At 39.1% G+C, this 22,891-nt stretch carries 18 protein-coding genes, 1 tRNA gene and 2 pseudogenes; 4 read left to right on the top strand and 17 right to left on the bottom strand.

Annotation, left to right across the window (positions count from 1 at the left end; all coding sequences use genetic code 11):
• Window positions 1-95: 95 nt before the first annotated feature.
• The 5 genes from rbsC to O3650_RS05865 are packed head-to-tail and all read right to left on the bottom strand — an operon-like array spanning window position 96 to window position 4,792.
• Window positions 96-1,040, bottom strand: coding sequence for a ribose ABC transporter permease (gene rbsC / locus O3650_RS05885; RefSeq protein WP_261117634.1), 945 nt, complete (start codon window positions 1,038-1,040; stop codon window positions 96-98).
• Window position 1,041: 1 nt separating this feature from the next.
• On the bottom strand, window positions 1,042-2,520 hold the full coding sequence (locus O3650_RS05880) for a sugar ABC transporter ATP-binding protein (protein ID WP_000687781.1): 1,479 nt from the start codon (window positions 2,518-2,520) through the stop codon (window positions 1,042-1,044).
• Between the two features lie 13 nt (window positions 2,521-2,533).
• Window positions 2,534-2,932 carry a D-ribose pyranase gene (gene rbsD, locus O3650_RS05875; protein ID WP_125454471.1) on the bottom strand — a complete coding sequence of 133 codons (399 nt, stop codon included), beginning with the start codon at window positions 2,930-2,932 and terminating at the stop codon, window positions 2,534-2,536.
• Window positions 2,907-3,818 carry a ribokinase gene (gene rbsK / locus O3650_RS05870; RefSeq protein WP_371491799.1) on the bottom strand — a complete coding sequence of 304 codons (912 nt, stop codon included), beginning with the start codon at window positions 3,816-3,818 and terminating at the stop codon, window positions 2,907-2,909. The genes rbsD and rbsK overlap by 26 nt, the downstream gene beginning before the upstream one ends.
• Window positions 3,815-4,792 (bottom strand): LacI family DNA-binding transcriptional regulator, encoded by a 978-nt coding sequence (locus O3650_RS05865; protein WP_247941933.1) that lies wholly within the window; start codon window positions 4,790-4,792, stop codon window positions 3,815-3,817. Before O3650_RS05865 ends, rbsK begins: the two co-directional genes overlap by 4 nt.
• Window positions 4,793-4,925: 133 nt before the next feature.
• Here O3650_RS05865 and O3650_RS05860 point away from each other — a divergent pair.
• Window positions 4,926-5,003 (top strand): annotated as a pseudogene (locus O3650_RS05860) (DNA-binding transcriptional regulator); the annotation flags it as partial.
• On the opposite strand, the gene O3650_RS05855 reads toward O3650_RS05860, so the two are convergent.
• The 5 genes and pseudogenes from O3650_RS05855 to O3650_RS05835 form a co-directional block, all read right to left on the bottom strand.
• Window positions 5,000-5,467, bottom strand: coding sequence for an 8-oxo-dGTP diphosphatase (locus O3650_RS05855; protein ID WP_371491798.1), 468 nt, complete (start codon window positions 5,465-5,467; stop codon window positions 5,000-5,002). The pseudogene O3650_RS05860 and the gene O3650_RS05855 overlap by 4 nt on opposite strands.
• 72 nt (window positions 5,468-5,539) lie before the next feature.
• Window positions 5,540-6,027, bottom strand: a pseudogene (locus O3650_RS05850) (GNAT family N-acetyltransferase).
• A gap of 14 nt (window positions 6,028-6,041) precedes the next feature.
• A complete protein-coding gene (locus tag O3650_RS05845; RefSeq protein WP_371491797.1) occupies window positions 6,042-6,668 on the bottom strand; it encodes an NAD(P)H-dependent oxidoreductase in 627 nt (208 codons plus the stop codon).
• 9 nt (window positions 6,669-6,677) lie between these two features.
• A complete protein-coding gene (uvrB, locus tag O3650_RS05840; protein ID WP_173212535.1) occupies window positions 6,678-8,666 on the bottom strand; it encodes an excinuclease ABC subunit UvrB in 1,989 nt (662 codons plus the stop codon).
• A gap of 76 nt (window positions 8,667-8,742) precedes the next feature.
• Window positions 8,743-9,696 (bottom strand): CPBP family intramembrane glutamic endopeptidase, encoded by a 954-nt coding sequence (locus O3650_RS05835; protein ID WP_371491796.1) that lies wholly within the window; start codon window positions 9,694-9,696, stop codon window positions 8,743-8,745.
• A 171-nt stretch (window positions 9,697-9,867) separates the two neighbouring features.
• On the opposite strand from O3650_RS05835, the gene O3650_RS05830 reads away from it, so the two are divergent.
• The 3 genes from O3650_RS05830 (at window position 9,868) to zwf (ending at window position 14,412) form a co-directional block, all read left to right on the top strand.
• Window positions 9,868-12,033 carry an ABC transporter substrate-binding protein/permease gene (locus O3650_RS05830; RefSeq protein WP_078228414.1) on the top strand — a complete coding sequence of 722 codons (2,166 nt, stop codon included), beginning with the start codon at window positions 9,868-9,870 and terminating at the stop codon, window positions 12,031-12,033.
• A complete protein-coding gene (locus O3650_RS05825) occupies window positions 12,033-12,773 on the top strand; it encodes an amino acid ABC transporter ATP-binding protein (protein WP_001096321.1) in 741 nt (246 codons plus the stop codon). The genes O3650_RS05830 and O3650_RS05825 overlap by 1 nt, the downstream gene beginning before the upstream one ends.
• A 151-nt stretch (window positions 12,774-12,924) precedes the next feature.
• On the top strand, window positions 12,925-14,412 hold the full coding sequence (gene zwf / locus O3650_RS05820) for a glucose-6-phosphate dehydrogenase (RefSeq protein ID WP_173225836.1): 1,488 nt from the start codon (window positions 12,925-12,927) through the stop codon (window positions 14,410-14,412).
• Window positions 14,413-14,456: 44 nt separating this feature from the next.
• Here zwf and ftsY read toward each other — a convergent pair whose 3' ends face one another.
• From ftsY to O3650_RS05785, 7 genes are all read right to left on the bottom strand, one after another.
• Window positions 14,457-15,731 carry a signal recognition particle-docking protein FtsY gene (ftsY, locus tag O3650_RS05815; RefSeq protein ID WP_371491795.1) on the bottom strand — a complete coding sequence of 425 codons (1,275 nt, stop codon included), beginning with the start codon at window positions 15,729-15,731 and terminating at the stop codon, window positions 14,457-14,459.
• Window positions 15,732-15,734: 3 nt separating this feature from the next.
• Window positions 15,735-16,553: a Cof-type HAD-IIB family hydrolase gene (locus O3650_RS05810; RefSeq protein ID WP_371491794.1), complete on the bottom strand. Its 819-nt coding sequence runs from the start codon at window positions 16,551-16,553 to the stop codon at window positions 15,735-15,737.
• A complete protein-coding gene (locus tag O3650_RS05805; protein ID WP_371491793.1) occupies window positions 16,553-17,347 on the bottom strand; it encodes a Cof-type HAD-IIB family hydrolase in 795 nt (264 codons plus the stop codon). Before O3650_RS05805 ends, O3650_RS05810 begins: the two co-directional genes overlap by 1 nt.
• Complete coding sequence (gene smc / locus O3650_RS05800) at window positions 17,344-20,883, bottom strand: chromosome segregation protein SMC (protein WP_084947109.1); 3,540 nt, start codon at window positions 20,881-20,883, stop codon at window positions 17,344-17,346. Before smc ends, O3650_RS05805 begins: the two co-directional genes overlap by 4 nt.
• A complete protein-coding gene (gene rnc / locus O3650_RS05795) occupies window positions 20,874-21,572 on the bottom strand; it encodes a ribonuclease III (RefSeq protein WP_000661483.1) in 699 nt (232 codons plus the stop codon). The genes smc and rnc overlap by 10 nt, the downstream gene beginning before the upstream one ends.
• A gap of 184 nt (window positions 21,573-21,756) precedes the next feature.
• Window positions 21,757-21,828: transfer RNA gene (locus tag O3650_RS05790), tRNA-Arg, on the bottom strand.
• A gap of 66 nt (window positions 21,829-21,894) precedes the next feature.
• Window positions 21,895-22,881: a GMP reductase gene (locus O3650_RS05785; protein ID WP_020902801.1), complete on the bottom strand. Its 987-nt coding sequence runs from the start codon at window positions 22,879-22,881 to the stop codon at window positions 21,895-21,897.
• Between the last annotated feature and the right edge of the window lie 10 nt (window positions 22,882-22,891).

The following is a 22,891-nucleotide window of genomic DNA, read 5'->3' as shown; positions in this document are numbered from 1 at the left end:
TCCTCGTAATATATATCTATAGGGATAGTTTCAATCCCGATTATTGTACGTCATCTAATAAATTGTTACTATTTCCAAAAAAATTGAAAATTATTCTACTGTTTTACAACTTTAAAACGATCAATCAGAACAGCAATTAAGATTACAACTCCTTTTACTACTTGTTGCCAAAATGCTGAAACACCGATAATATTAAGTCCATTATTCAAAACCCCAATAATTAAAGCACCTATTAAGGTCCCCAGTATACGACCTTTACCTCCTGATAATGAGGTTCCCCCAAGAACAACAGCTGCAATAGCATCCATTTCATAACTAGCACCTGCTGTTGGTTGAGCAGAACTTAAGCGTGATGTTATAATCAATCCAGAAATTGAAGCCATAATACCTGAAATTGAATAAATGATAATTTTCACTTTATTTAGTTTCACACCTGATATATATGCTGCTTTTTCATTCCCCCCTATAGCATACACAGATTTACCAAATGCTGTTTTATGAAGTAAAACATATAAAACAATAAATACAATAAACATAATAATTACAGGAAATGGAATTCCGACTATGTAACCTTGCCCCCAAAATTGAAATAAGAATGTATCACTTAATCCTTTTGTAATAGGATTCCCATTTGTATAAACAAGTGTTGCACCCCTAAAAATAGTCATAGTCGCTAAAGTGACGATAAATGGAGCTAATTTCCCGTAGGAAATCAACAAACCATTCATCATCCCCAGAATGCAACCCAAAATTAAAGAGATGAGAATTGCTAATGTAACAGGCATTCCAGATCCTAATAAACCTGCTGTTAGCGCACTGGATAAGGCTAAAATTGATCCTACTGATAAATCGATTCCACCTGTTAGAATAACAAAAGTCATTCCAAAAGCAATCAGTGCATTTGATGTTACTTGCAATAGTAAATTTAACAGATTATTTGCTGTTAAAAAATTTGAATTAATAATGGTGATGACAGCCATTAAAATTATCAATGCTATTACTGTTGTCAATTCTGACATATACTTCATAGTATTTTTCACACTATTGTCCTCCTGTAGCTAGTTGCATAACTTTTTCTTGTGTAGCTTCTTGACGTGTTAATTCCCCACTAATTCTACCTTCATGCATGACCATAATGCGATCACTGACTCCAATCACTTCTGGTAAATCTGAAGATACCATAATAATCGGCACACCTCGTTCAGCCAATTCATTCATTAATTGGTAAATTTCACGCTTAGCCCCAACATCTACCCCACGAGTTGGCTCATCTAGAATCAGTACTTTTGGAGCAATACCTATCCATTTTGCTAAAACTACTTTCTGTTGATTACCACCAGAAAGTGTCCCAACTTCCTTATCTGGATAACCTGATTTAATTCGTAGCCTATCAATTAAACGTTGTACAAATATATCACTTGTTTTATTATCAAAAATACCATTTTTAACAAAATCTCGAGTACTAGGTAAAGTCATATTATCTTTAATAGAAAAATCTAAAATCAATCCCTCATCTTTACGATCTTCTGTTAAGAAACCAATTCCATGCTTAATTGCTTCAAAAGGATTTTTAATTATCAGTTGTTCTTCGTTTATTATAATTTGACCAGATTTTAAAGAATCAATTCCAAAAATTGCTCGCATTATTTCAGTACGACCAGCACCCATCAAACCAGAAAAACCAAGAATTTCCCCTTGACGTACATAGAAAGAAATATCCGTAAAAGCATCACCAGAAAGATTCTTAGCTTGAAAAACAATATTCCCAATCTCAGCCTTTTTTTCTGGATAGTAATCTTCTAATTCACGCCCCACCATCTTTTGAACTAATTCATCCGCATTAGTTAACTTCGTTTTCTTGGTATCAATTACAAACCCATCCCTCATAACAGTTATAAGATCTGTAATCTTAAAGATTTCTTCCATCCGATGTGAAATATACACAATACCTACACCATCAGATTTTAATCCTTCTATCACTTTAAAAAGTGTTTCAGTTTCACGATCAGTTAAAGCTGCTGTGGGTTCATCCATAATTAACAAGGAAACTTCTGATAATAAACATTTTGCTATTTCTATCATTTGTTGTTGTCCGACTGATAATTGACCAATGATTGCATCGAGAGGAATAGATATATTAAGACGTTTAAATGCTTCTTTAGCTTTCCTTTCCATACTAGCTTTATCTAGAAACCCAATCGAATTTTTAATTTCTCTTCCTAAAAAAAGATTATCAAGTACAGTCATATCTGGCCAAGTATTCATTTCCTGATGAATAAAACTCAGTCCAAACCGTTCTGCCTCTTGAGGATTAGAAAATGTTTTTTCTTTTCCATCAATAAAAATAGTTCCTGAAGTAGCTGGAAAAAGTCCAGTTAAAATATTCATTAAGGTTGATTTGCCTGCACCATTCTCTCCCATTAAAGCATGAACTTCTCCTGAATTAAGAACCAAATCAATACTTTCTAAAACACGATTATTCCCAAAAGATTTTGAAATGTTCTTCATTTCAATTTTCATAGGCAACTCCCTTCTAAATAATAACTCCTGATTGCAAGATTATATTCGAATATGGTGTATCTTCCCCAGTGCGAATAACTGCCTTAACTTTAGTATTCATAGCTTTCAATTCTTCATGACTAATATATTCAATAATTATATTCGATCCTAAAAGTTCTAGAACTGCTTGCCACTGTTCTTTGTTTTTTTCTTTAATTTCTTCTGCTAAGAAAATTTTTTCAATAAGTACATGATCTGAATATTCTTTTAAAACTTCTAAAAAACTTGGACTACCTTTTCTTAATGCTAAATCAATTTTATCAACACCTTTTGGAACTGGCAAACCTAAATCTCCGATACAAACCAAATCCATATGACCTAAATCATCAGCTAGTTTCGCTATATTACTATTTAAAATCCCATATTTCTTCATATCCTGAATGCTCCTTTATTTCTTTCAAACTCGGCATACCTCCTTGCGCTCCAAATCTTTGAACAGAAAGATGTGAAGCAATCGTTGCAAAGGACAATGCAACATCCATCTCTTTTCCTTTTGAGATAGCATAAGCAAAAGCACCATTAAACGTATCTCCTGCTCCTGTAGTATCAACTACTTCTGCTTTTATAGCAGGAATTTTCTTAACTGCTGTCCCATCATAATAAATAGAACCTTCAACTCCTAATGTCACAATCATTTTATTAGGATAAATTTTAATAATTTCTTCTAATTTCTTATCTGGAAAAAGCTCTGAACATTCATGCTCATTAGGAGTAATAAAATCACAAAAAGGAATCATCTCTATGTCTGTTTCTCTAGCTGGTGCAGGATTGTAAAGTACCTTAACTTTATTTTCTTGACAAAATTTAGCTATAGATAAGTTGGCTTCATGTGGTATTTCATTTTGTAATACAACAATACTTGCATCACTAATCAATTCCCACTCATTTTTCCAATCATTTGTTTTAACTAAATTATTCGCTCCGGGATAATAAATAATCCTATTATCACCTCCATATAAAGTAATTTGTGCAACTCCTGTAGATTGTGGTACCGTTCCCACATGTTCTATAGAAATATTATTATTTTGCAGATTGCTTAGTAAATCTGCTGAAAAAATATCTTCCCCAACGTCCCCAAATATGTAAATATTATCTTCTACACTGGATAATCTACCAATAGCTACAGCCTGATTTGCACCTTTTCCACCTGGAACTATATTAAATGAATCCCCAAAAATCGTTTCACCTCCTTCTGGAATCCTTTTTGTTCTCATAACTAAGTCCATTGAAATGCTTCCAACAACAACAATTTTACTCATTTCTTTCTCCTTAATGTATTTCTTTCTATGTACCTAACAGGGAGTTTAATTTTAGCTTCATCTATAGAGAACTTATTTGCCATATTATAGATTAGCTTTGCAGCCTGTTCTCCCATTTTATATGATGATTGGTGGATAGTTGATAAAGAAGGATAAATAAATTGACTAAGTACAATATCATCATAACCAATGATTTGAATATCATCTGGAATTTTTTTCCCAATTGCTAAAATTTCATGAATATAAGCTATCGCATGAATATCAGAAGGTGCTATAATACTATCAATATTTGGATTTCTTTTTAGATTCTCTTTAGCTTCTTTTTGAATTTTTTCAAAGTCAAACGTTTCACTTTCTTCAATACAAATCTCTAAAGATTTATTCCTCAAATAGTTTAAACTGGCTTCAAATCGTTCCGCAATGTTCTCAGCTTTATCATCTAAAACTTTAATAATCATAACTTGCTTAGCGCCAGCATTCCAAATTGCTTTAGCAGCCAAACGTCCACCCAACTGATTATCAGAAAAAACACCATAGCCTGTATCTTTACTAATCCGGTCAACCACAACAACAGGTAATGTTAGATTTGGAAATTCCTTTGTAAAGTCAAGTGTTGTTATAATACCAGCTGCATTTGTTTTTAACAAAAGGTTTATATATTCTTCTAACGAATCATGATCTGAAATAGTACCAACCATAATCCTATAACCTTTATCTTTCAAATATGATTCGGCTCCTCGAACCAATCTTGGGAAGAAGGGGTTAGAAATATCTGGCAATAAGAGTCCTACCATTTGATTTTTTTTAGTTTTTAAAGATTGTGCTAATACATTTGGTGTGTAATTTAATTTCTTGATAGCATTTTTTATCTTTTCTCTCGCATCATCTCCGACATAGCCTTTTTTCGAAATATATCTTGAAACTGTTGACTTTGATACTCCAGCTTCTTCAGCAACCTGTTTTATTGTAGTCATCACTCCTCCTTTTTATTGTGGAACCGTTCCCTTATTTATATAGTAAGCGTTTTCTTTTGTTTTGTCAATACTTTTTTAGAAATATTTTAAATTTATTTCAGAGTACACATGTTTTTACTAATCTCCTATTACTATTAGATACGAAACACAACAATACCTCCACTATATCGAGGAGGCCTTGGATCAGTTAGGTTATTTAGTAAAGGATTAGAAAATTTTCTTCTCCCAATCGTCTTCTGTACGATGACGGTAGAAAAATTCAGATTTGTCCGGAGCTTCCATCATCTCCATCAAGGGTAACATATCATAGGCCAGATCCAAGTTTGGAATCTGGTCTTTTTGCACCCAAGAAACTTCTCCTTCATCTGAAGAGCGAAGGCTACCAGAGAACTCAGTCGCCTTATAACAAATGACAATATAGCGCCCACCTGTATCTAGTGGCCAATTTTTAATGCCGACAAGTTGAGGATTTTGGATAGTCAATCCTGTTTCTTCGTAGATTTCACGAATGACAGACTCCGCAAAAGCCTCACCATCCTCGACATGACCACCCGGAAAAGCATAACCAGACCAGCGATTGTTTTCAGGAGTGCGGTACTGCATAACCACGCGCTGGGTTTCTAGATCTTCAATCAGACAAATATTTGTTAAAATCGTTAATTGGGAACGGGACATAAATTTACTCGCTTTCTAATTTATTAAATTTTCAGACTTGGTACCAGAGATTCTAGCTTCTACTTTTTAAAATTATTTAGAATAAAATACCATTCGTTTTTCTTTATAGGCTTTCCAAGTTCAAGTATTTTTTCTTGGCCATCAAAAGTAAAACCCATTTTTTAATAGAAAGCAATGGCTCGCTTATTATCTTTCAATACCCATAAGAAAATTTCAGAAAAATGATTAAGAGCAGTCAAAGCTGCTCTAACTAACTTTTGTGCGATACCTTTTCCATAATAATCTTTTAAAACATATAAAGCAATAATTTCACCAGCTTGAATAGTCTCATCACGAAAGTTTCCATAACTGATAAAACCAACTACCTTCACGCCATCCATCGCAATCAATGTATATTCTGAATACTTTTTACTAAAGAATAGACACCTTTCTAATGTCATTGTCTCCTGAAATTCTGCAGGCAAAAGGTCATCATAAGCCTCTCTCCACGTTTGCCAGTGAACGAAGGATTTACCTTCTATCTCTTCAGGAGTTTCCATTGATTTGATAATAACCGTCATTTATTTTCTTCTCCTTAATCCAACGCCTTGACTTCCTTTGCTACTTTTTGTAGAAATTTTTGTCTTGTTGAACTTGTATTTACTTCACGGCCTAACTCTCCTAAGATTGAAACCCTCTTTGTTTTTATGCCACAGTGATTCAATACAGCATTCTTTAATACTGATATTCCATAACTGTCTGGAATGTTAATCGGACCTGAAAATACTTTGTACCACCAAGTTGGTGCCATAGAAGTTGCATAGATACTAGCTGTTTTTCCTTTTAGTAACTTTTTGAACTGTTTCCCTCTCAAGTAGTTCAAAATAAAGCTTCCTCGATTATTTGCAGAGTATGCAATGCCTGGCGTAAAAACACGATCAATCCACCCCTTCAATAGACTAGGCATACTACTCCACCAAATAGGATAAACAAAAATGAAATGATCTGCCCACTGGATTAATTCTTGAGAGCGTAGAATAAACGGATCGTCCTCCATCCTTTGTCGATAACCATAACGTAAAACAGGATCAAACTCTTCCTCATTAAGATTAATCACTTCAAGTTCATGTCTCTTTGAGTCTATATTTTCTACAATCGTTTGAAAAATTGCTTGGCAGTAGCTTTCTTTATCAGGATGTCCATTAATAACTAAAATATTCATAAAATTCCCCTAATCCAACGCCTTGACTTCCAGCATCATATCACGTATCTGAGCTGCTAGTTCAAAGTCAAGCACCTCAACGGCTTCCTGCATTTGTTTTTCTAGTTTCTTGACAAGTTCTTTGCGCTCTTGTTTGTTGAGGCTATTAATATCGACTTCCTTGTCTTCTTCCTTAGCAACTGCCTTGGTCACAGCAATCAGGTCACGGATTTCTTTCTTGATTGTCTGTGGTACGATACCATGCTCTTCATTATAAGCCATCTGGATTTTCCGACGACGGGCAGTTTCATCAATAGCACGTTGCATAGATTGAGTCATAGTGTCAGCATACATGATGACATGCCCCTCGCTATTACGGGCAGCACGACCAATGGTCTGGATAAGGCCACGTTCATTACGAAGGAAACCTTCCTTGTCAGCATCGAGAATAGCTACGAGGCTCACTTCAGGAACGTCAATTCCTTCACGAAGGAGGTTGATTCCGACCAAGACATCAAAGACACCCAAGCGCAGGTCACGGATAATCTCTGTCCGTTCCAAGGTCTTAATATCCGAGTGCATGTACTTGACCTTGATACCCATTTCCTTAAAGTAGTCGGTCAAGTCCTCTGCCATTTTCTTGGTCAAAGTGGTTATAAAGGTTCGTTCATTCTTTTCAACACGGGCATTAATTTCACCTAAGAGGTCATCAATCTGTCCCATAGTCGGACGGACTTCCACCTCAGGATCCAAGAGTCCCGTTGGACGAATGATTTGCTCAATCACTGTCTCAGTCTGTTCATTTTCATAGTCACCTGGTGTCGCTGAAACGTAAACAATCTGATGAACATGGCTTTCAAACTCCTCACGACGGAGAGGACGATTGTCCAGAGCAGACGGCAAACGGAAACCGTAATTAACCAGCATTTCCTTACGCGAACGGTCTCCATTGTACATGCCTTTTATTTGTCCCATAGTCATGTGACTCTCGTCAATCATAATCAAAAAATCATCTGGGAAGAAATCAAGAAGCGTATAAGGAGGCTCACCTTCGCTACGCCCATCCATATGGCGAGAATAATTTTCAACCCCGTTGGTATAGCCCATCTCACGCAACATTTCGATATCATACTCTGTCCGCTGTTTCAAACGCTGGGCTTCAAGCAATTTACCTTCCTTTTCAAAGACAGCTAGTTGCTCTTCTAATTCTGCTTGAATCTTGGCAATGGCAACTTCCATATGGTCGTCATTGGTCACAAAGTGAGTAGCTGGGAAAATAGCTAAATGATCCACTTCTCCCAATACCTGACCAGTCAGGGCCTCAACCTCACGAATACGGTCAATTTCGTCTCCAAAAAATTCTACTCGAAAAGCGTGTTCATCACGAGATGCTGGGAAAATCTCCACCACATCCCCACGCACACGAAATCTCCCCCGTTGGAAATCAATATCATTACGTTCAAACTGGATATCAACCAAGTCATTCAAGAGTTTATCACGAGAAATTTCAAGACCTGGACGCAGACTCACAACGCTATCAGCGTATTCCTTGGGCGAACCCAAACCATAGATACAAGAGACTGAAGCCACGACAATAACATCATTGCGCTCCAAAAGGGCTGAAGTCGCTGAGTGTCGGAGCTTATCAATCTCGTCATTGACAGAACTATCCTTCTCAATATAGGTATCGCTTGAAGGTACATAGGCCTCTGGCTGGTAATAATCATAGTAGGATACGAAGTACTCAACTGCATTTTCAGGGAAAAATTCCTTGAACTCTCCATATAGCTGGCCTGCTAGAGTTTTATTGTGGGCAATAACCAGAGTCGGTTTATTGACTTTGGAAATGACCTGACTCATGGTATAGGTCTTCCCTGTTCCAGTCGCCCCCATCAGAATCTGAGCTTTTTCGCCACCCTCGATATTATCTACCAACTGCTCGATAGCTTGGGGTTGATCTCCTGATGGTTGATATTTTGATACTAGTTTAAATTGATTGTCTGTAATGCGATTAATCATAAGAATCCTCTCTCGATGTGCTATTCCTATTTTAGCATACTTGTAGCATTTTCACGAAGAAAAGGACGGACCGAAGTCACATCCTTTCATTTTCTTTCTTTAATTGATAAGCGAGATAGACAATCAGCAGTAGTAAAACCAGACTTGTCATGATAGAACCTTCTATGCCAAAAGAACCACCTGATAACCAATCTTGATTGCCTTGTGGTAAAAAGGTCATCAATGACGTTCCTGATGGTTGACCACTAACTAAAATCCCAAAGAGATTACCCTGAGCAAAATTCCAGGCCCCATGAATACCTGCAATACCCCAAACTGTATCAGTTTTGAGAAGGTAAAGTGACATGGCAACTCCGAATAAAAAGAGATTCACTAGAGATAGAGGTGTTAGACCAGAATTGCCCATATGAAGCAGGGTAAAAAGTAGGCTAGATATAAGAACAGCAAGTTTTAGATTGGTTCTTGAGGCCAATTGAGGAAGGAGCCAAGCACGCGACACTACTTCTTCTGCTGTCCCCTGTAAAATCCAAAATGGGATAGTAAAGACAACAAAGGTAAGCGAATAAGGATTCAAGTAAATAGACTCAAAACGATATTGCCCTAATGCTACTAAACCTAACAAGGTCAGAAGAAAAAGTGCCAAACCTAAGCCAAATCCTTTCAGAAGACTGCTGAGGAAATTTTCTCTATAAAATCCCAAGGTTCGAATAGGTCTTTTCTCAACTTTTCTAGTCCATCTGAACACAGTATTGAGAATGAAACCAAAGGCCAGCAATTCTAAAATTAAACGAAAATCACCTGTTTTATCCGTCAAGCTCTGATGCAAGGTCTGTAAGTAGCTTGCAAGATTTTGACCAGCCTCTCCAAAATTTCTAGCAAGTCCGATAAGAGCTAACAAACTAATACCATACAGAGTATAAGCCACAAACTCTCCTATGAAGACAAAAGCAAAGGCTAACAAGGGGCTTGTGTAAATGTTTAAACTCATTTTTGAAGCTTGGAAGTCTTTAAATATTCTTTTGTTCTTCATATCCCTGTCCTCTTTTCTTCTATATATACTATTATTATAGCACTTTATAGTAGCAATTCAAGAAAGAAAAGGAAAAAACAATGTTATATTTTCTGACACAGAAATATAAAAATTTGCCTTTTTTTACTTTTTCTGATATAATGGGAAAATATTCGGAAAAGGAGACTAAAAATGAAGAAAAAATTTCTAGCATTTTTGCTAATTTTATTCCCAATTTTCTCATTAGGTATTGCGAAAGCAGAGACGATTAAGATTGTGTCTGATACCGCCTACGCACCTTTTGAGTTTAAAGATTCAGATCAAACTTATAAAGGAATTGATGTTGACATTATCAACAAAGTCGCTGAGATTAAAGGATGGAACATTCAGATGTCCTATCCTGGATTTGATGCAGCGGTAAATGCGGTTCAAGCTGGTCAAGCTGACGCTATCATGGCAGGGATGACAAAGACGAAAGAACGTGAAAAAGTCTTCACCATGTCTGATACTTACTATGATACAAAAGTTGTCATTGCAACTACAAAGGCACACAAGATTAGTAAATATGACCAATTAACTGGCAAAACCGTTGGTGTTAAAAACGGAACTGCTGCTCAACGTTTTCTTGAAACAATCAAAGATAAATACGGCTTTACTATTAAAACATTTGACACTAGTGATTTGATGAACAACAGCTTGAGTGCTGGTGCCATCGATGCCATGATGGATGACAAACCTGTTATCGAATATGCCATTAACCAAGGTCAAGACCTCCATATTGAAATGGATGGTGAAGCTGTAGGAAGTTTTGCTTTCGGTGTTAAAAAAGGAAGCAAATACGAGCACCTAGTCACTGAATTTAACCAAGCCTTGGCTGAAATGAAAAAAGATGGTAGTCTTGATAAAATCATCAAGAAATGGACTGCTTCATCATCTTCAGCAGTGCCAACCACAACTACTCTAGCAGGATTAAAAGCCATTCCTGTTAAAGCTAAATACATTATTGCCAGCGATTCTTCTTTTGCACCTTTTGTTTTCCAAAACTCAAGTAACCAATTTACTGGTATTGATATGGAATTGATTAAGGCAATCGCTAAAGACCAAGGTTTTGAAATTGAAATCACCAACCCTGGTTTCGATGCCGCTATCAGTGCTGTTCAAGCTGGTCAAGCCGATGGTATCATTGCTGGTATGTCTGTCACAGATGCTCGTAAGGCAACTTTTGACTTCTCAGAATCATACTACACTGCTAATACTATCCTTGGTGTCAAAGAATCAAGTACCATTGCTTCTTATGAAGACTTGAAAGGGAAGACAGTTGGTGTTAAAAACGGAACTGCTTCTCAAACCTTCCTAACTGAAAATCAAAGCAAATACGGCTACAAAATCAAAACCTTCGCTGATGGTTCGTCAATGTATGACAGTTTAAACACTGGTGCCATTGATGCCGTTATGGATGATGAACCTGTTCTCAAATATTCTATCAGCCAAGGTCAAAAATTGAAAACACCTATCGCTGGAACTCCAATCGGTGAAACAGCCTTTGCCGTTAAAAAAGGAGCAAATCCAGAATTGATTGAAATGTTCAACAACGGACTTGCAAACCTTAAAGCAAACGGTGAATTCCAAAAGATTCTTGATAAATACCTAGCTAGCGAATCTTCAACTGCTTCAACAAGCACGGTTGATGAGACAACTATCTGGGGCTTGCTTCAAAACAACTACAAGCAACTCCTTAGCGGTCTTGGCATCACTCTTGCTCTAGCTCTTATCTCATTTGCTATTGCCATTGTTATCGGGATTATCTTTGGTATGTTTAGTGTCAGCCCCTACAAATCTCTTCGTGTGATTTCTGAGATTTTCGTTGACGTTATCCGTGGTATTCCTTTGATGATTCTTGCAGCCTTCATCTTCTGGGGAATTCCAAACTTCATCGAGTCTATCACAGGCCAACAAAGTCCAATTAACGACTTCGTAGCCGGTACCATTGCCCTCTCACTCAATGCGGCTGCTTATATCGCTGAAATCGTTCGTGGTGGTATTCAAGCCGTTCCAGTTGGACAAATGGAAGCCAGCCGAAGCTTGGGTATCTCTTATGGAAAAACCATGCGTAAGATTATCTTGCCACAAGCAACTAAATTGATGTTGCCAAACTTTGTCAACCAATTCGTTATCGCTCTTAAAGATACGACCATCGTATCTGCTATCGGTTTGGTTGAACTCTTCCAAACTGGTAAGATTATCATCGCCCGTAACTACCAAAGTTTCAAGATGTATGCAATCCTTGCTATCTTCTATCTTGTAATTATCACACTTTTGACTAGACTAGCGAAACGCTTAGAAAAGAGGATTCGTTAATGGCAAAACTAAAAATTGATGTAAATGATTTACACAAAAACTACGGAAAAAATGAAGTCCTAAAAGGAATTACGACTAAATTCTATGAAGGAGATGTTGTTTGTATCATCGGTCCTTCAGGTTCTGGTAAGTCAACTTTCCTTCGTAGCCTAAATCTTTTGGAAGAAGTTACTAGCGGTCACATCACTGTGAACGGTTATGACTTAACTGAAAAAACAACCAATGTTGACCACGTCCGTGAAAATATCGGAATGGTGTTCCAACACTTCAACCTCTTCCCTCACATGTCTGTATTAGACAACATTACCTTTGCTCCTATTGAGCACAAGTTGATGACGAAGGAAGAAGCTGAGAAATTGGGAATGGAACTGCTTGAAAAGGTTGGACTAGCAGATAAAGCTAATGCTAACCCAGATAGCCTATCAGGTGGTCAAAAACAACGTGTGGCCATCGCTCGTGGACTAGCAATGAATCCAGACATCATGCTCTTTGATGAACCAACTTCTGCCCTTGACCCTGAGATGGTCGGAGACGTACTGAACGTTATGAAAGAATTGGCTGAGCAAGGCATGACCATGATTATCGTAACCCATGAGATGGGATTTGCTCGTCAGGTTGCCAACCGCGTTATCTTTACTGCGGATGGTGAATTCCTTGAAGACGGAACACCTGATCAAATCTTTGATAACCCACAGCACCCACGTCTGAAAGAGTTCTTGGACAAGGTCTTAAACGTCTAAACTTAAACTGTAAGGATTTCCTTGCAGTTTTTTTCTTTCTCGTATTGGATTTTTTGATTTTTCGGAAAATTATGTTAGAATTAAGTTTATGAAATGAGATTTCCTCATACCTAGCAAGACTAGGAATAAAAAATAGAAATTAGGTAGCTAGATGTCATCTAAGGTTATTGTTACAATTTTCGGTGCGAGTGGAGACCTGGCTAAACGCAAGCTCTACCCTTCCCTTTTTAGACTATATAAATCCGGCAATCTTTCCGAGCACTTTGCAGTCATTGGAACTGCTCGTCGTCCTTGGAGCAAGGAATATTTTGAATCTGTTGTAGTCGAATCGATCCTTGATTTGGCAGATAGTACCGAACAGGCTCAAGAGTTCGCTAGTCACTTCTACTATCAAAGTCATGATGTCAATGATACAGAACACTACATTGCTTTGCGTCAATTGCAGGCTGAACTAAATGACAAGTACCAAGCTGAACACAACAAGCTCTTCTTCTTGTCTATGGCGCCTCAGTTCTTTGGAACCATTGCCAAACACCTCAAGTCTGAAAACATTGTAGATGGTAAAGGTTTTGAGCGTTTAATCGTTGAGAAGCCATTTGGTACAGATTACGCAACTGCAAGCAAGTTGAATGACGAGCTCCTAGCAACATTTAACGAAGAACAAATTTTCCGTATCGACCATTATCTTGGTAAGGAAATGATCCAAAGCATCTTTGCAGTCCGCTTTGCAAACTTGATTTTTGAAAATGTTTGGAACAAGGACTTTATCGACAATGTTCAAATTACCTTTGCGGAGCGCTTGGGTGTAGAAGAACGTGGTGGCTACTATGACCAATCTGGTGCCCTCCGTGACATGGTACAAAACCATACACTACAACTTCTTTCTCTCCTTGCTATGGACAAGCCAGCAAGCTTCACAAAAGATGAGATTCGTGCTGAAAAGATTAAGGTCTTTAAAAACCTCTATCATCCAACTGATGAAGAACTTAAAGAACACTTTATCCGTGGTCAATACCGTTCTGGTAAGATTGATGGCATGAAATATATCTCTTATCGTAGCGAGCCAAATGTAAATCCAGAATCAACAACTGAAACCTTTGCATCTGGTGCCTTCTTTGTTGATAGCGATCGCTTCCGTGGTGTTCCTTTCTTCTTCCGTACTGGTAAACGACTGACTGAAAAAGGAACTCATGTCAACATCGTCTTTAAACAAATGGATTCTATCTTTGGAGAACCACTTGCTCCAAACATTTTGACCATCTATATCCAACCAACAGAAGGCTTCTCTCTCAGTCTAAATGGGAAGCAGGTAGGAGAAGAATTCAACTTAGCTCCTAACTCACTTGATTACCGTACAGATGCGACCGCAACTGGTGCTTCTCCAGAACCATACGAGAAATTGATTTATGATGTCCTAAACAACAACTCAACTAACTTTAGCCACTGGGATGAAGTTGGTGCGTCATGGAAATTGATTGACCGTATCGAAGAGCTCTGGGCTGAAAATGGTGCCCCACTTCATGACTATAAAGCTGGAAGCATGGGACCTCAAGCTAGCTTTGACTTACTTGAAAAATTCGGTGCCAAATGGACTTGGCAACCAGATATCGCCTATCGTCAAGATGGTCGTTTAGAATAAAAAATTTCCTGCAAGTTTGTAGCTTGCAGGATTTTTACTTCTGATTAGATTAAGCCTTCCAAGAGACCCTTCATAAAGTTTTCTGAGTTAAACTCTCCAATATCATCGATTTTTTCACCAAATCCAATCAATTTTACAGGAATATTGAGTTCTTCACGGATGGCTAGAACCACACCACCTCGAGCAGTTCCATCAATCTTAGTCAAGACAATTCCAGTTAATGGCGTTATTTTTGAAAATTCTTTGGCCTGTACAAGAGCGTTTTGACCTGTTGAAGCATCTAATGCTAGGAAGGTTTCATGGGGTGCTTCTGGCACAACACGTTTGATGATACGACCAATCTTTTCCAACTCAGCCATAAGGTTATCCTTATTTTGCAGACGACCAGCGGTATCAATCATAAGAATATCGATACCTTCGGCTACAGCCCGTTCCATGCCATCAAAGACTACACTGGCTGGGTCAGCTTTTTCAGGTCCAGTTACTACTGGAACATCTACACGACGGCCCCATTCAGCTAGCTGTGCAACTGCTCCTGCACGGAAGGTATCTGCCGCAACCAACATGACCTTCTTACCAGCTTGTTTATAGCGGTGGGCTAGTTTCCCGATAGAAGTTGTTTTCCCGACACCATTAACCCCAACAAAGAGCATGACTGTCAAGCCATCTTGGAAGTGGATACTTTCATCATAGTTGCCATCCTTTTCATAAAGCTCAACCAATTTCTCAATGATGACACGGCGAAGTACGTCGGGTTTCTTGGCGTTTTCTAGCTTGGCTTCGTAGCGTAGCTCCTCGGTTAAGTTAGAAGCGACTTGGACACCAACATCACTCATGATCAGCAGTTCTTCCAGTTCCTCGAAAAATTCTTCATCAACAGAGCGGAAATTGGCAAAGAAGGCGTTCAAGCGGGCACCGAAGCCTGTACGAGTTTTCTTAAGACTGCGGTCATATTTTTCCTGAACGGTTTCTTCTACTTGAGGCGTTTCTGCTTCAAGCACTTCAGAATTATTTTCTTCTACAGTCTCTAAGAGCTCAGTATTCTCTTCCTCTGAAACTTCTTGTGAGTTTGGAAATTCTTCGGCTTCTTCTTGAGAAACTTCTACAACTGGCTCTGAATCCAGACTTTCTTCAACTGTGCCTTGGATTTCCTCTTCTTGGAGCAGATCTTCTTCAGAACTTTCAACTTCTGCTACTTCTTGAGAAACTTCCTCAGCTTCTGTATCTTCAGACAAATCAAGATTTTCCAGAGCTTCTTTTACAACTTCTTCGATTTTAGGTTCTTCTTTTTTTCCGAATAGACGGTCAAATAATCCCATATCTTAGTTCTCCTTTAGCACATATTCTTCGATAGCCCAGGCAACAGCTTCTTCATCATTGGTCATTGGAGTCACTACATTTGCGACTGCCTTGACTTCAGGAACAGCATTTTGCATGGCAACACCGAGCCCTGCCCATTCAATCATAGAGAGGTCATTGGCCTCGTCACCACAAGCCATGACTTGGCTTTGGTCGATTCCTAGATGGCTGATTAGTTTTGCTAAACCTGTTGCTTTATGAACATTCTTTGGTGACCACTCTAGCAACATTTCACGTGATTTAAAGATTTCATATTGGTCAAACAATTCTGGAGAAATCTTCTGAATGGCTGCATCCAAGGGTTCTTGAGCAAAGGCAGTCACGCATTTGTTGTAGGTCATTTGACTAGACAAGTCTGCAAAGTCCACTGGAACAAAGGTCAATGCTGGATTAAATTTGGCATAAAGACTTTCTTGGTCCGATTGGATTTGATAAACAGTTCCTTCTGAAATGGCATCAAGAGGCAGTGATAATTTCTCTGTTTCTTCATACAAGCGTGCTACATCATCATATGAAAAGACTGTCTTATCAAGGATTTCACCTGTATTTTTCTGAACCAAACCACCATTAAAAGTAATCGTATACTCATCTTCATGGCAGTCAGTCCCTAGCTCATGGAGAAAGAAATCCATAGCTTTTAAGGGACGACCAGTTGTCAATACGACCTTGATACCACGATCACGCGCAGCTTTCAAGGTTGCCTTGGTACGATCCGTCAGCCTTTTATCAGTAGTCAGCAAGGTCCCGTCCAAGTCCAATGCAATCAATTTTATATCTGCCATTATAAGCCCTCCATATAAGCTATAACCGACTGGTCCTTATGGTGACCAATCACAGTCTCTGCTAATTCTAAAATTTCTGGTCGTGCATTTTCAGGAGCTACAGGATGACCCACAACCTGCATCATGTGCAAGTCATTTAGATTGTCTCCAAAAGCCATAACCTGATCCATTGTGATACCAAGTTTTTTAGCCAATTCAACAATAGCCACTCCCTTATCGACATAGTCCAGAACAATATCAATAGATTCAAAGCCAGTTGTCATGGCCTTAACACCAGGAACATGTTCATTGACCCAAGCTTCTCCAGCTTCTAGCGTTTCTTCTGTGAAGTTGGTTGTAAATTTGAAAATATCATCTGTGATATCTTCCAAACTCGCTACTTTTTGGATATTTTCATTATAGTGCTGACTCACTTTTAAATAGATCTCATCAACCGTATCTAGCACATAAGAGCCTTTTTTCCCCGTCAAGAGCAGTTTATTGATATCTACATAAGGTGAAGTTTTCAGCTTTTCAAAAGTTGCCAGATAAAAATCACGAGACATAGTCGCTTCATACAAGTCCTGACCTTGATACTCTACCAAACTGCCATTTTCCGCGATGAAAATAATATCATCACGAACATCAGCAAATAATTTTTCTAGAGACAGAAATCCCCGACCCGAAGCCACCGCAAAGTAAATCCCTTTTTCCTTATAGGAAACCAAGAGAGACTTGAGGCGGTCCATATCAAAGCGTCCATCCTCATCTAGGAAGGTTCCGTCCATATCCGTTGCTACTAGTTTAATTGTCATCCTTCAATACTTTCTAAATCTTTTAACTTAACCGAAACAATTTTTGAGACACCTGATTCTTGCATGGTCACTCCATAGATGGAATCAGCCGCTGCCATGGTTCCCTTACGGTGGGTCACAACGATAAACTGACTATCCTTGTCAAATCGATTGAGGTAATCCCCAAAGCGTTTAACATTGGCTTCGTCTAGCGCAGCCTCTACCTCATCCAAGATAACAAATGGAATGGTCTTAACTCGAATGATAGAAAAAAGCAAAGCAAGAGCCGATAGAGCTTTTTCACCACCACTCATGAGATTAAGAGACTGGATTTTCTTACCTGGAGGTTGAACAGAAATCTCAACCCCAGCTGTCAGCAGATCTCCTTCAGTCAAAATCAGGTCTGCTTGACCTCCACCAAACATCTGCTTGAAGGTCACTTTAAAGGACTCACGAATGGCTTCAAAGGTTGATTTAAAGCGTTCCTTAACCTCATCATTCATCTCTGTAATGGTCTCAAGGAGCAGGTTTTTCGCTGACAAAATGTCATCACGTTGGCTATTGAGGAAATCCATACGGTTGTGTACTTCTTCATACTGGTCAATAGCTTCCAAATTGACAGGACCCAGTGAGCGAATAGCCTTCTCTAAATCCTGCACCTCTTGCTCTGCCAGATTGAGATTTTCCAACTCATGCGCATTTTCTAAAGCTTCAGTATAGCTAATCTGATACTGGTCTGTTAATTGGCTTTGTAGATGACGTAAGCGCTCGCTGACCTTTTCTTTCTTAGCTTCAGCACGTGTTTGCTTGCGAATCCACTCTTCATTCTGCTGGCGAGCCTGATCCAAATGACTAGCAATATCATCCAGTTGACCTTCAATATCATCCAACTCAAACTGCTTGCGAATTAAACCTTGTTGGAGGTTTGTTTTCTGAGTTTTGGCTTCTTCTACCTGTTGACTGAGCAAATCTGTATCAACCTTCTCCAGATTATCAACCTTTTCTTGAAGAAGGCGCTGGATTTCCTCTTGTTCGATATCTAGATTATTCAATTCCTTGCCTAGACGGTCAATATCAGCTACTTCATAACGTTTTTGCCCTTGTAGTTCTGTCTTAAGCAAGCGAGCTTGCGCTACCTGTTCTTGCAAGTTCTGATAACGTTCTTGGATGGCATTTTTATTAGACTTAATCTCTTCAATCTCAGCTTCCAGATTTTGCTTGTCACTGGAAATAGTAGCAAGTCGCTCTTGGCATTTTTCCTTATCTGCTTGCCAATCTCCCTCAGAAAGACGATTTAATTCCTCTTCTTGGAGTTTCCAAAGAGTTTCCAGTTCTTCAACTTGATGACTGGTCTGCTGATAAGCGAGGGACAAGCCCTGCTCCTGAATACGAGCCTGCTCACCCTGAGATTTGATGGCTTCTAATCTTTCTGTCAATCTAGCCATCTCATCTTGCAAGTTCTTCAAACTCGCTTCATCTGTACGCAAGCTTGCTTCTTCTTTAGCAATTTCTTTTTGCAATTGCTCCAGCTCTGGCTTGATGAAAATACTGTTATTCTGGCGATTAGCACCACCTGCGTAAGAGCCACCTGTGCGCAACTCTGTACCGTCCAATGTCACCATACGAACCTGATAACGAACCTGACGAGCTGCTGCACGCGCGTGTTCTACGGTATCAAAAATAGCCGTCGTAGCTAGCAAGTTCTTGAAAATAGCTTCCAACCTATTATCGAATGTCACCAAGTCATCTGCCATACCAAGGAAACCTGGACTTGCAGAGATAGCATCTTGGTTCTGACTAGAAATCGTACGCGCCTTGATCGTTGTCAAAGGAAGGAAGGTTGCACGACCAGCTCTGTTTCGTTTGAGGAAATCAATCGCCTTAGTTGCCGCCCCCTCATCTTCTACAATGATATGCTGACTGCTGGCTCCCAGTGCAATCTCTAGGGCAGTTTGATAATGTACATCAAAGGTCAGGTGCTCACTGACTGCACCAATAATTCCACCAAGGCGGGCTTTTTCTTGGAGAACACTCTTAACACCTGCATAAAAGTTACTATGATTTCTGAGGATATTTTCCAAACTTTGGGCTCTAGCCTGCTTGTTTTTGAGATTATCCAGACGGGCAAAGAGTTGATTTTGTTGAGCCTGATAGGAAGATTTCTGATTCTCTTGCTCCTTGGCAATAGCTTGGTAGTCAGCCAATAATTTCTGAACATGCTCCTTGGCAGCTTCAAGCTCGTCTTTTTGCTGACTAGCCTTCTCTTTAGCTGTAGCCAGCTGTTCTTTCAGCTTTTCTAATTGATCTGCTTGTTTTTGAGAAAGCTGACGACTATTTTCCAACTCATTCTCGATGCGAGTCAGTTGGTTTGAGACATCAGCTTCTTCTTGTAGAAGAGCTACAAAGCGTTCACGTAAGAGTTCAATCATCTGATCAGGATCATCTGAAAAAGCTAGCAATTCAGCTTCTAAACGATTGAGTTTTTGATTATTTTGGACTAGATTTTCCTCTAACAGAGTTAATGAGCTTTCTTTATCAGATTTTTCTTGGCTGAGTAAATTTCTCTTATCTTCCAAAGTAACCAAACGTGCTTGTGCTTCCTGTTGATTCAGAGCTACTTGCTCAGATTCCAGTTTCGATAAGGCTAATTTTCTCTCTAAATCACTAATTAGACTGGTCAAATCCATCAAACTGCCCTGGTCTTTGGCCATCTCAGCCTGTAAATCTTGACGTTGCTTCTTGAGATTCTGATTTTCTTCTTCTAATTTTTCACGCTTTTGGTAATAGCTCATCAAGAGTTCCTGAACCTGTGCCAACTCTTCTTCTGTCGACTCTAGTTCAGCCTTATTTTCCTTGATTTGAGCAACTAGCACGTCTAAATAAATAGCCTTGCGTTGACCTTCCAAGTCTAAAAACTTACGGGCATTCTCAGCTTGCTTCTCAAGAGGCTTGATTTGATTATCCAACTCGTAGATAATGTCCTCTAAGCGGTCTAGATTATCCTGAGTTTGTTGCAGTTTACTCTCTGTTTCTTTTCTGCGAGTCTTGTATTTTAAAACCCCAGCAGCCTCTTCAAAAATGGCACGGCGTTCTTCAGGCTTGGAGTTGAAAATCTCCTCAACCTTGCCTTGTGAAATGATAGAAAAAGAATCTCGTCCCAAACCTGTATCCAAGAAAAGATCATGAATATCACGAAGACGAACTTTCTTGCCGTCAATTTTGTATTCACTATCCCCACTACGATAGATATGGCGTTCTACCCTGATTTCTTGACCAGCATCCTTAATAAATCCGTCATGATTATCCAGAGTTACAACTACAGAAGCGTAATTGAGCGGTTTGCGACTCTCTGTTCCAGCAAAGATGACATCTGGCATCTTGCCACCACGGAGACTCTTGACACTAGACTCCCCCAAGGCCCAACGCAGACTTTCTGTGATATTTGACTTTCCAGATCCATTTGGTCCAACGACTGCCGTCACACCTTGGTCAAAGACGACCTTGGTCTTGTCAGCAAAAGACTTGAATCCCTGAATTTCGATTTCCTTTAAATACATGAATCCAGCCCTTTCTCAACAGCATTTTTGGCAGCTTCTTGCTCTGCTAATTTCTTAGACCGACCTTGACCTTGACCAATACTCTTTCCTTCAACAAGAACTTCTACATTAAAGACCTTATCATGGGCAGGACCCGTTTCAGAAATCACCTGATAACGGATAGCCACATCGCCATTGACCTGAAGTAACTCTTGGAGATGGGTTTTGTAGTCTGTAATCATCTCAAACTCGCCTGCTTCAACCTTAGGAATCATGACTTGATAGATAAATTCCTTGACCTTGACCACATCCTTATCCAAAAGAAGGGCACCAAGAAAGGCTTCAAAGGCATCACCAAGAATGGTGTCACGATTGCGACCACCAGATTTTTCTTCTCCTTTACCCAGCTTGATAAACTGGTCAAACTGGCAATCACGCGCAAAACCAGCCAAACTCTCCTCGCGGACAATCATGGCACGGAGTTTAGACAAGTCACCTTCAGGCTTTTTAGGATATTTTTTATACAGATATTCTGAAATCAATAACTGTAGAACAGCGTCTCCTAAAAATTCCAAGCGTTCATTGTGTGAAATTTTTAAGAGGCGGTGCTCATTGGCATAACTCGTATGAGTAAAGGCAGTCTCCAGTAGCTTTTTGTCTGCAAATTCGATTGCAAAATGGTTCTTTAGTACAGTTTGTAATTCTTTCATACCAACCTCTTTCTAACTGATAACAGTCCTTTTTATTATATCAAAAAAAGCCCCCTGAGTCACTTTAAAACGGGACTGGAAAGGATTTGGGCATTCTTTGGAATGAGCTTTTTAGTTTTAGAGTCAAATTTGAGACAGTATAAAGAAAAAAGCCCTATTTAAAGGCTTTTTTAGGATGTTTACATCCACCCTGAGGGAATCGAACCCCCATCTCAAGAACCGGAATCTTACGTGATATCCATTACACTAAGGGTGGAAACTTGTTTTATTATAACAGAAATTTGCTCTAATAACAAGTTTTTTTCTGGTCAGATAGCCCGTCTTAGTGGGAAGCATCCCCATTCCAGATAGAGTTTTTCACGATCACATAATCAACGTGTTTAAGGTCAGCAACCTGACGTCCACCTGCGTATGAAATAGCACTTTGAAGGTCTTGTTCCATCTCAGTTAAAGTATCTTGCAAGTGACCTTTGGCAGGAAGTAAGATACGTTTGCCTTCCACATTTTTGTAAGCACCTTTTTGATATTGTGAAGCTGAACCGTAGTACTCTTTGAACTGTTCACCATCAACTTCAATCGTTTTCCCTGGACTTTCGATGTGTCCTGCAAAGAGGGAACCAATCATAACCATGCTGGCACCGAAACGGATAGACTTGGCAATATCACCGTGAGTACGAATTCCACCATCTGCGATAATCGGTTTACGAGCAGCCTTGGCACACCAGCGTAGGGCAGCCAACTGCCAACCACCTGTACCAAAACCAGTCTTAACCTTGGTAATACAAACCTTACCAGGACCGATTCCGATCTTAGTAGCATCCGCACCAGCATTTTCCAATTCACGCACAGCTTCTGGTGTTCCCACATTTCCAGCAATGACAAAGGTATCTGGCAATTCTTTCTTAATGTGTTGAATCATAGAAATCACGCTATCTGCATGACCATGAGCGATGTCAATCGTGATATATTCAGGAGCATCAGCCTTGAGCTGGCTAACAAAATCATACTCATAGTCCTTAACACCGACAGAAATAGAAGCAATGAGCCCTTGATCGTGCATGCGTTTAATAAAAGGAATGCGTCCTGCCTCATCAAAACGGTGCATAATGTAAAAGTAACCACCTTTAGCAAGTTGCTCTGCTACATTTTCATCCAAAATCGTCTGCATATTAGCTGGCACAACAGGTAGTTTAAAGGTGTGATTTCCTAGAGTGACACTTGTATCTGCTTCTGCACGGCTTTTAATGACACATTTATTTGGAATCAATTGAATATCTTCGTAATCAAAAATTGGAAATTCATTTAACATATCGATGTCT

Origin of the sequence: Streptococcus sp. 20925_1_24, from assembly GCF_041432335.1 — a bacterium.
Lineage (GTDB): Bacteria > Bacillota > Bacilli > Lactobacillales > Streptococcaceae > Streptococcus > Streptococcus mitis_BM.
This window is presented reverse-complemented; position numbering and strand designations above follow the sequence as displayed.

Coding starts and splice junctions, on each gene's coding strand:
- O3650_RS05880 (WP_000687781.1), bottom strand. CDS start 2,520: ATGAAAATTGAAATGAAGAACATTTCAAAATCTTTTGGGAATAATCGT.
- rbsD (WP_125454471.1), bottom strand. CDS start 2,932: ATGAAGAAATATGGGATTTTAAATAGTAATATAGCGAAACTAGCTGAT.
- rbsK (WP_371491799.1), bottom strand. CDS start 3,818: ATGAGTAAAATTGTTGTTGTTGGAAGCATTTCAATGGACTTAGTTATG.
- O3650_RS05865 (WP_247941933.1), bottom strand. CDS start 4,792: ATGACTACAATAAAACAGGTTGCTGAAGAAGCTGGAGTATCAAAGTCA.
- O3650_RS05855 (WP_371491798.1), bottom strand. CDS start 5,467: ATGTCCCGTTCCCAATTAACGATTTTAACAAATATTTGTCTGATTGAA.
- O3650_RS05845 (WP_371491797.1), bottom strand. CDS start 6,668: ATGAATATTTTAGTTATTAATGGACATCCTGATAAAGAAAGCTACTGC.
- uvrB (WP_173212535.1), bottom strand. CDS start 8,666: ATGATTAATCGCATTACAGACAATCAATTTAAACTAGTATCAAAATAT.
- O3650_RS05835 (WP_371491796.1), bottom strand. CDS start 9,696: ATGAAGAACAAAAGAATATTTAAAGACTTCCAAGCTTCAAAAATGAGT.
- O3650_RS05830 (WP_078228414.1), top strand. CDS start 9,868: ATGAAGAAAAAATTTCTAGCATTTTTGCTAATTTTATTCCCAATTTTC.
- O3650_RS05825 (WP_001096321.1), top strand. CDS start 12,033: ATGGCAAAACTAAAAATTGATGTAAATGATTTACACAAAAACTACGGA.
- zwf (WP_173225836.1), top strand. CDS start 12,925: ATGTCATCTAAGGTTATTGTTACAATTTTCGGTGCGAGTGGAGACCTG.
- ftsY (WP_371491795.1), bottom strand. CDS start 15,731: ATGGGATTATTTGACCGTCTATTCGGAAAAAAAGAAGAACCTAAAATC.
- O3650_RS05810 (WP_371491794.1), bottom strand. CDS start 16,553: ATGGCAGATATAAAATTGATTGCATTGGACTTGGACGGGACCTTGCTG.
- O3650_RS05805 (WP_371491793.1), bottom strand. CDS start 17,347: ATGACAATTAAACTAGTAGCAACGGATATGGACGGAACCTTCCTAGAT.
- smc (WP_084947109.1), bottom strand. CDS start 20,883: ATGTATTTAAAGGAAATCGAAATTCAGGGATTCAAGTCTTTTGCTGAC.
- rnc (WP_000661483.1), bottom strand. CDS start 21,572: ATGAAAGAATTACAAACTGTACTAAAGAACCATTTTGCAATCGAATTT.
- O3650_RS05785 (WP_020902801.1), bottom strand. CDS start 22,881: ATGTTAAATGAATTTCCAATTTTTGATTACGAAGATATTCAATTGATT.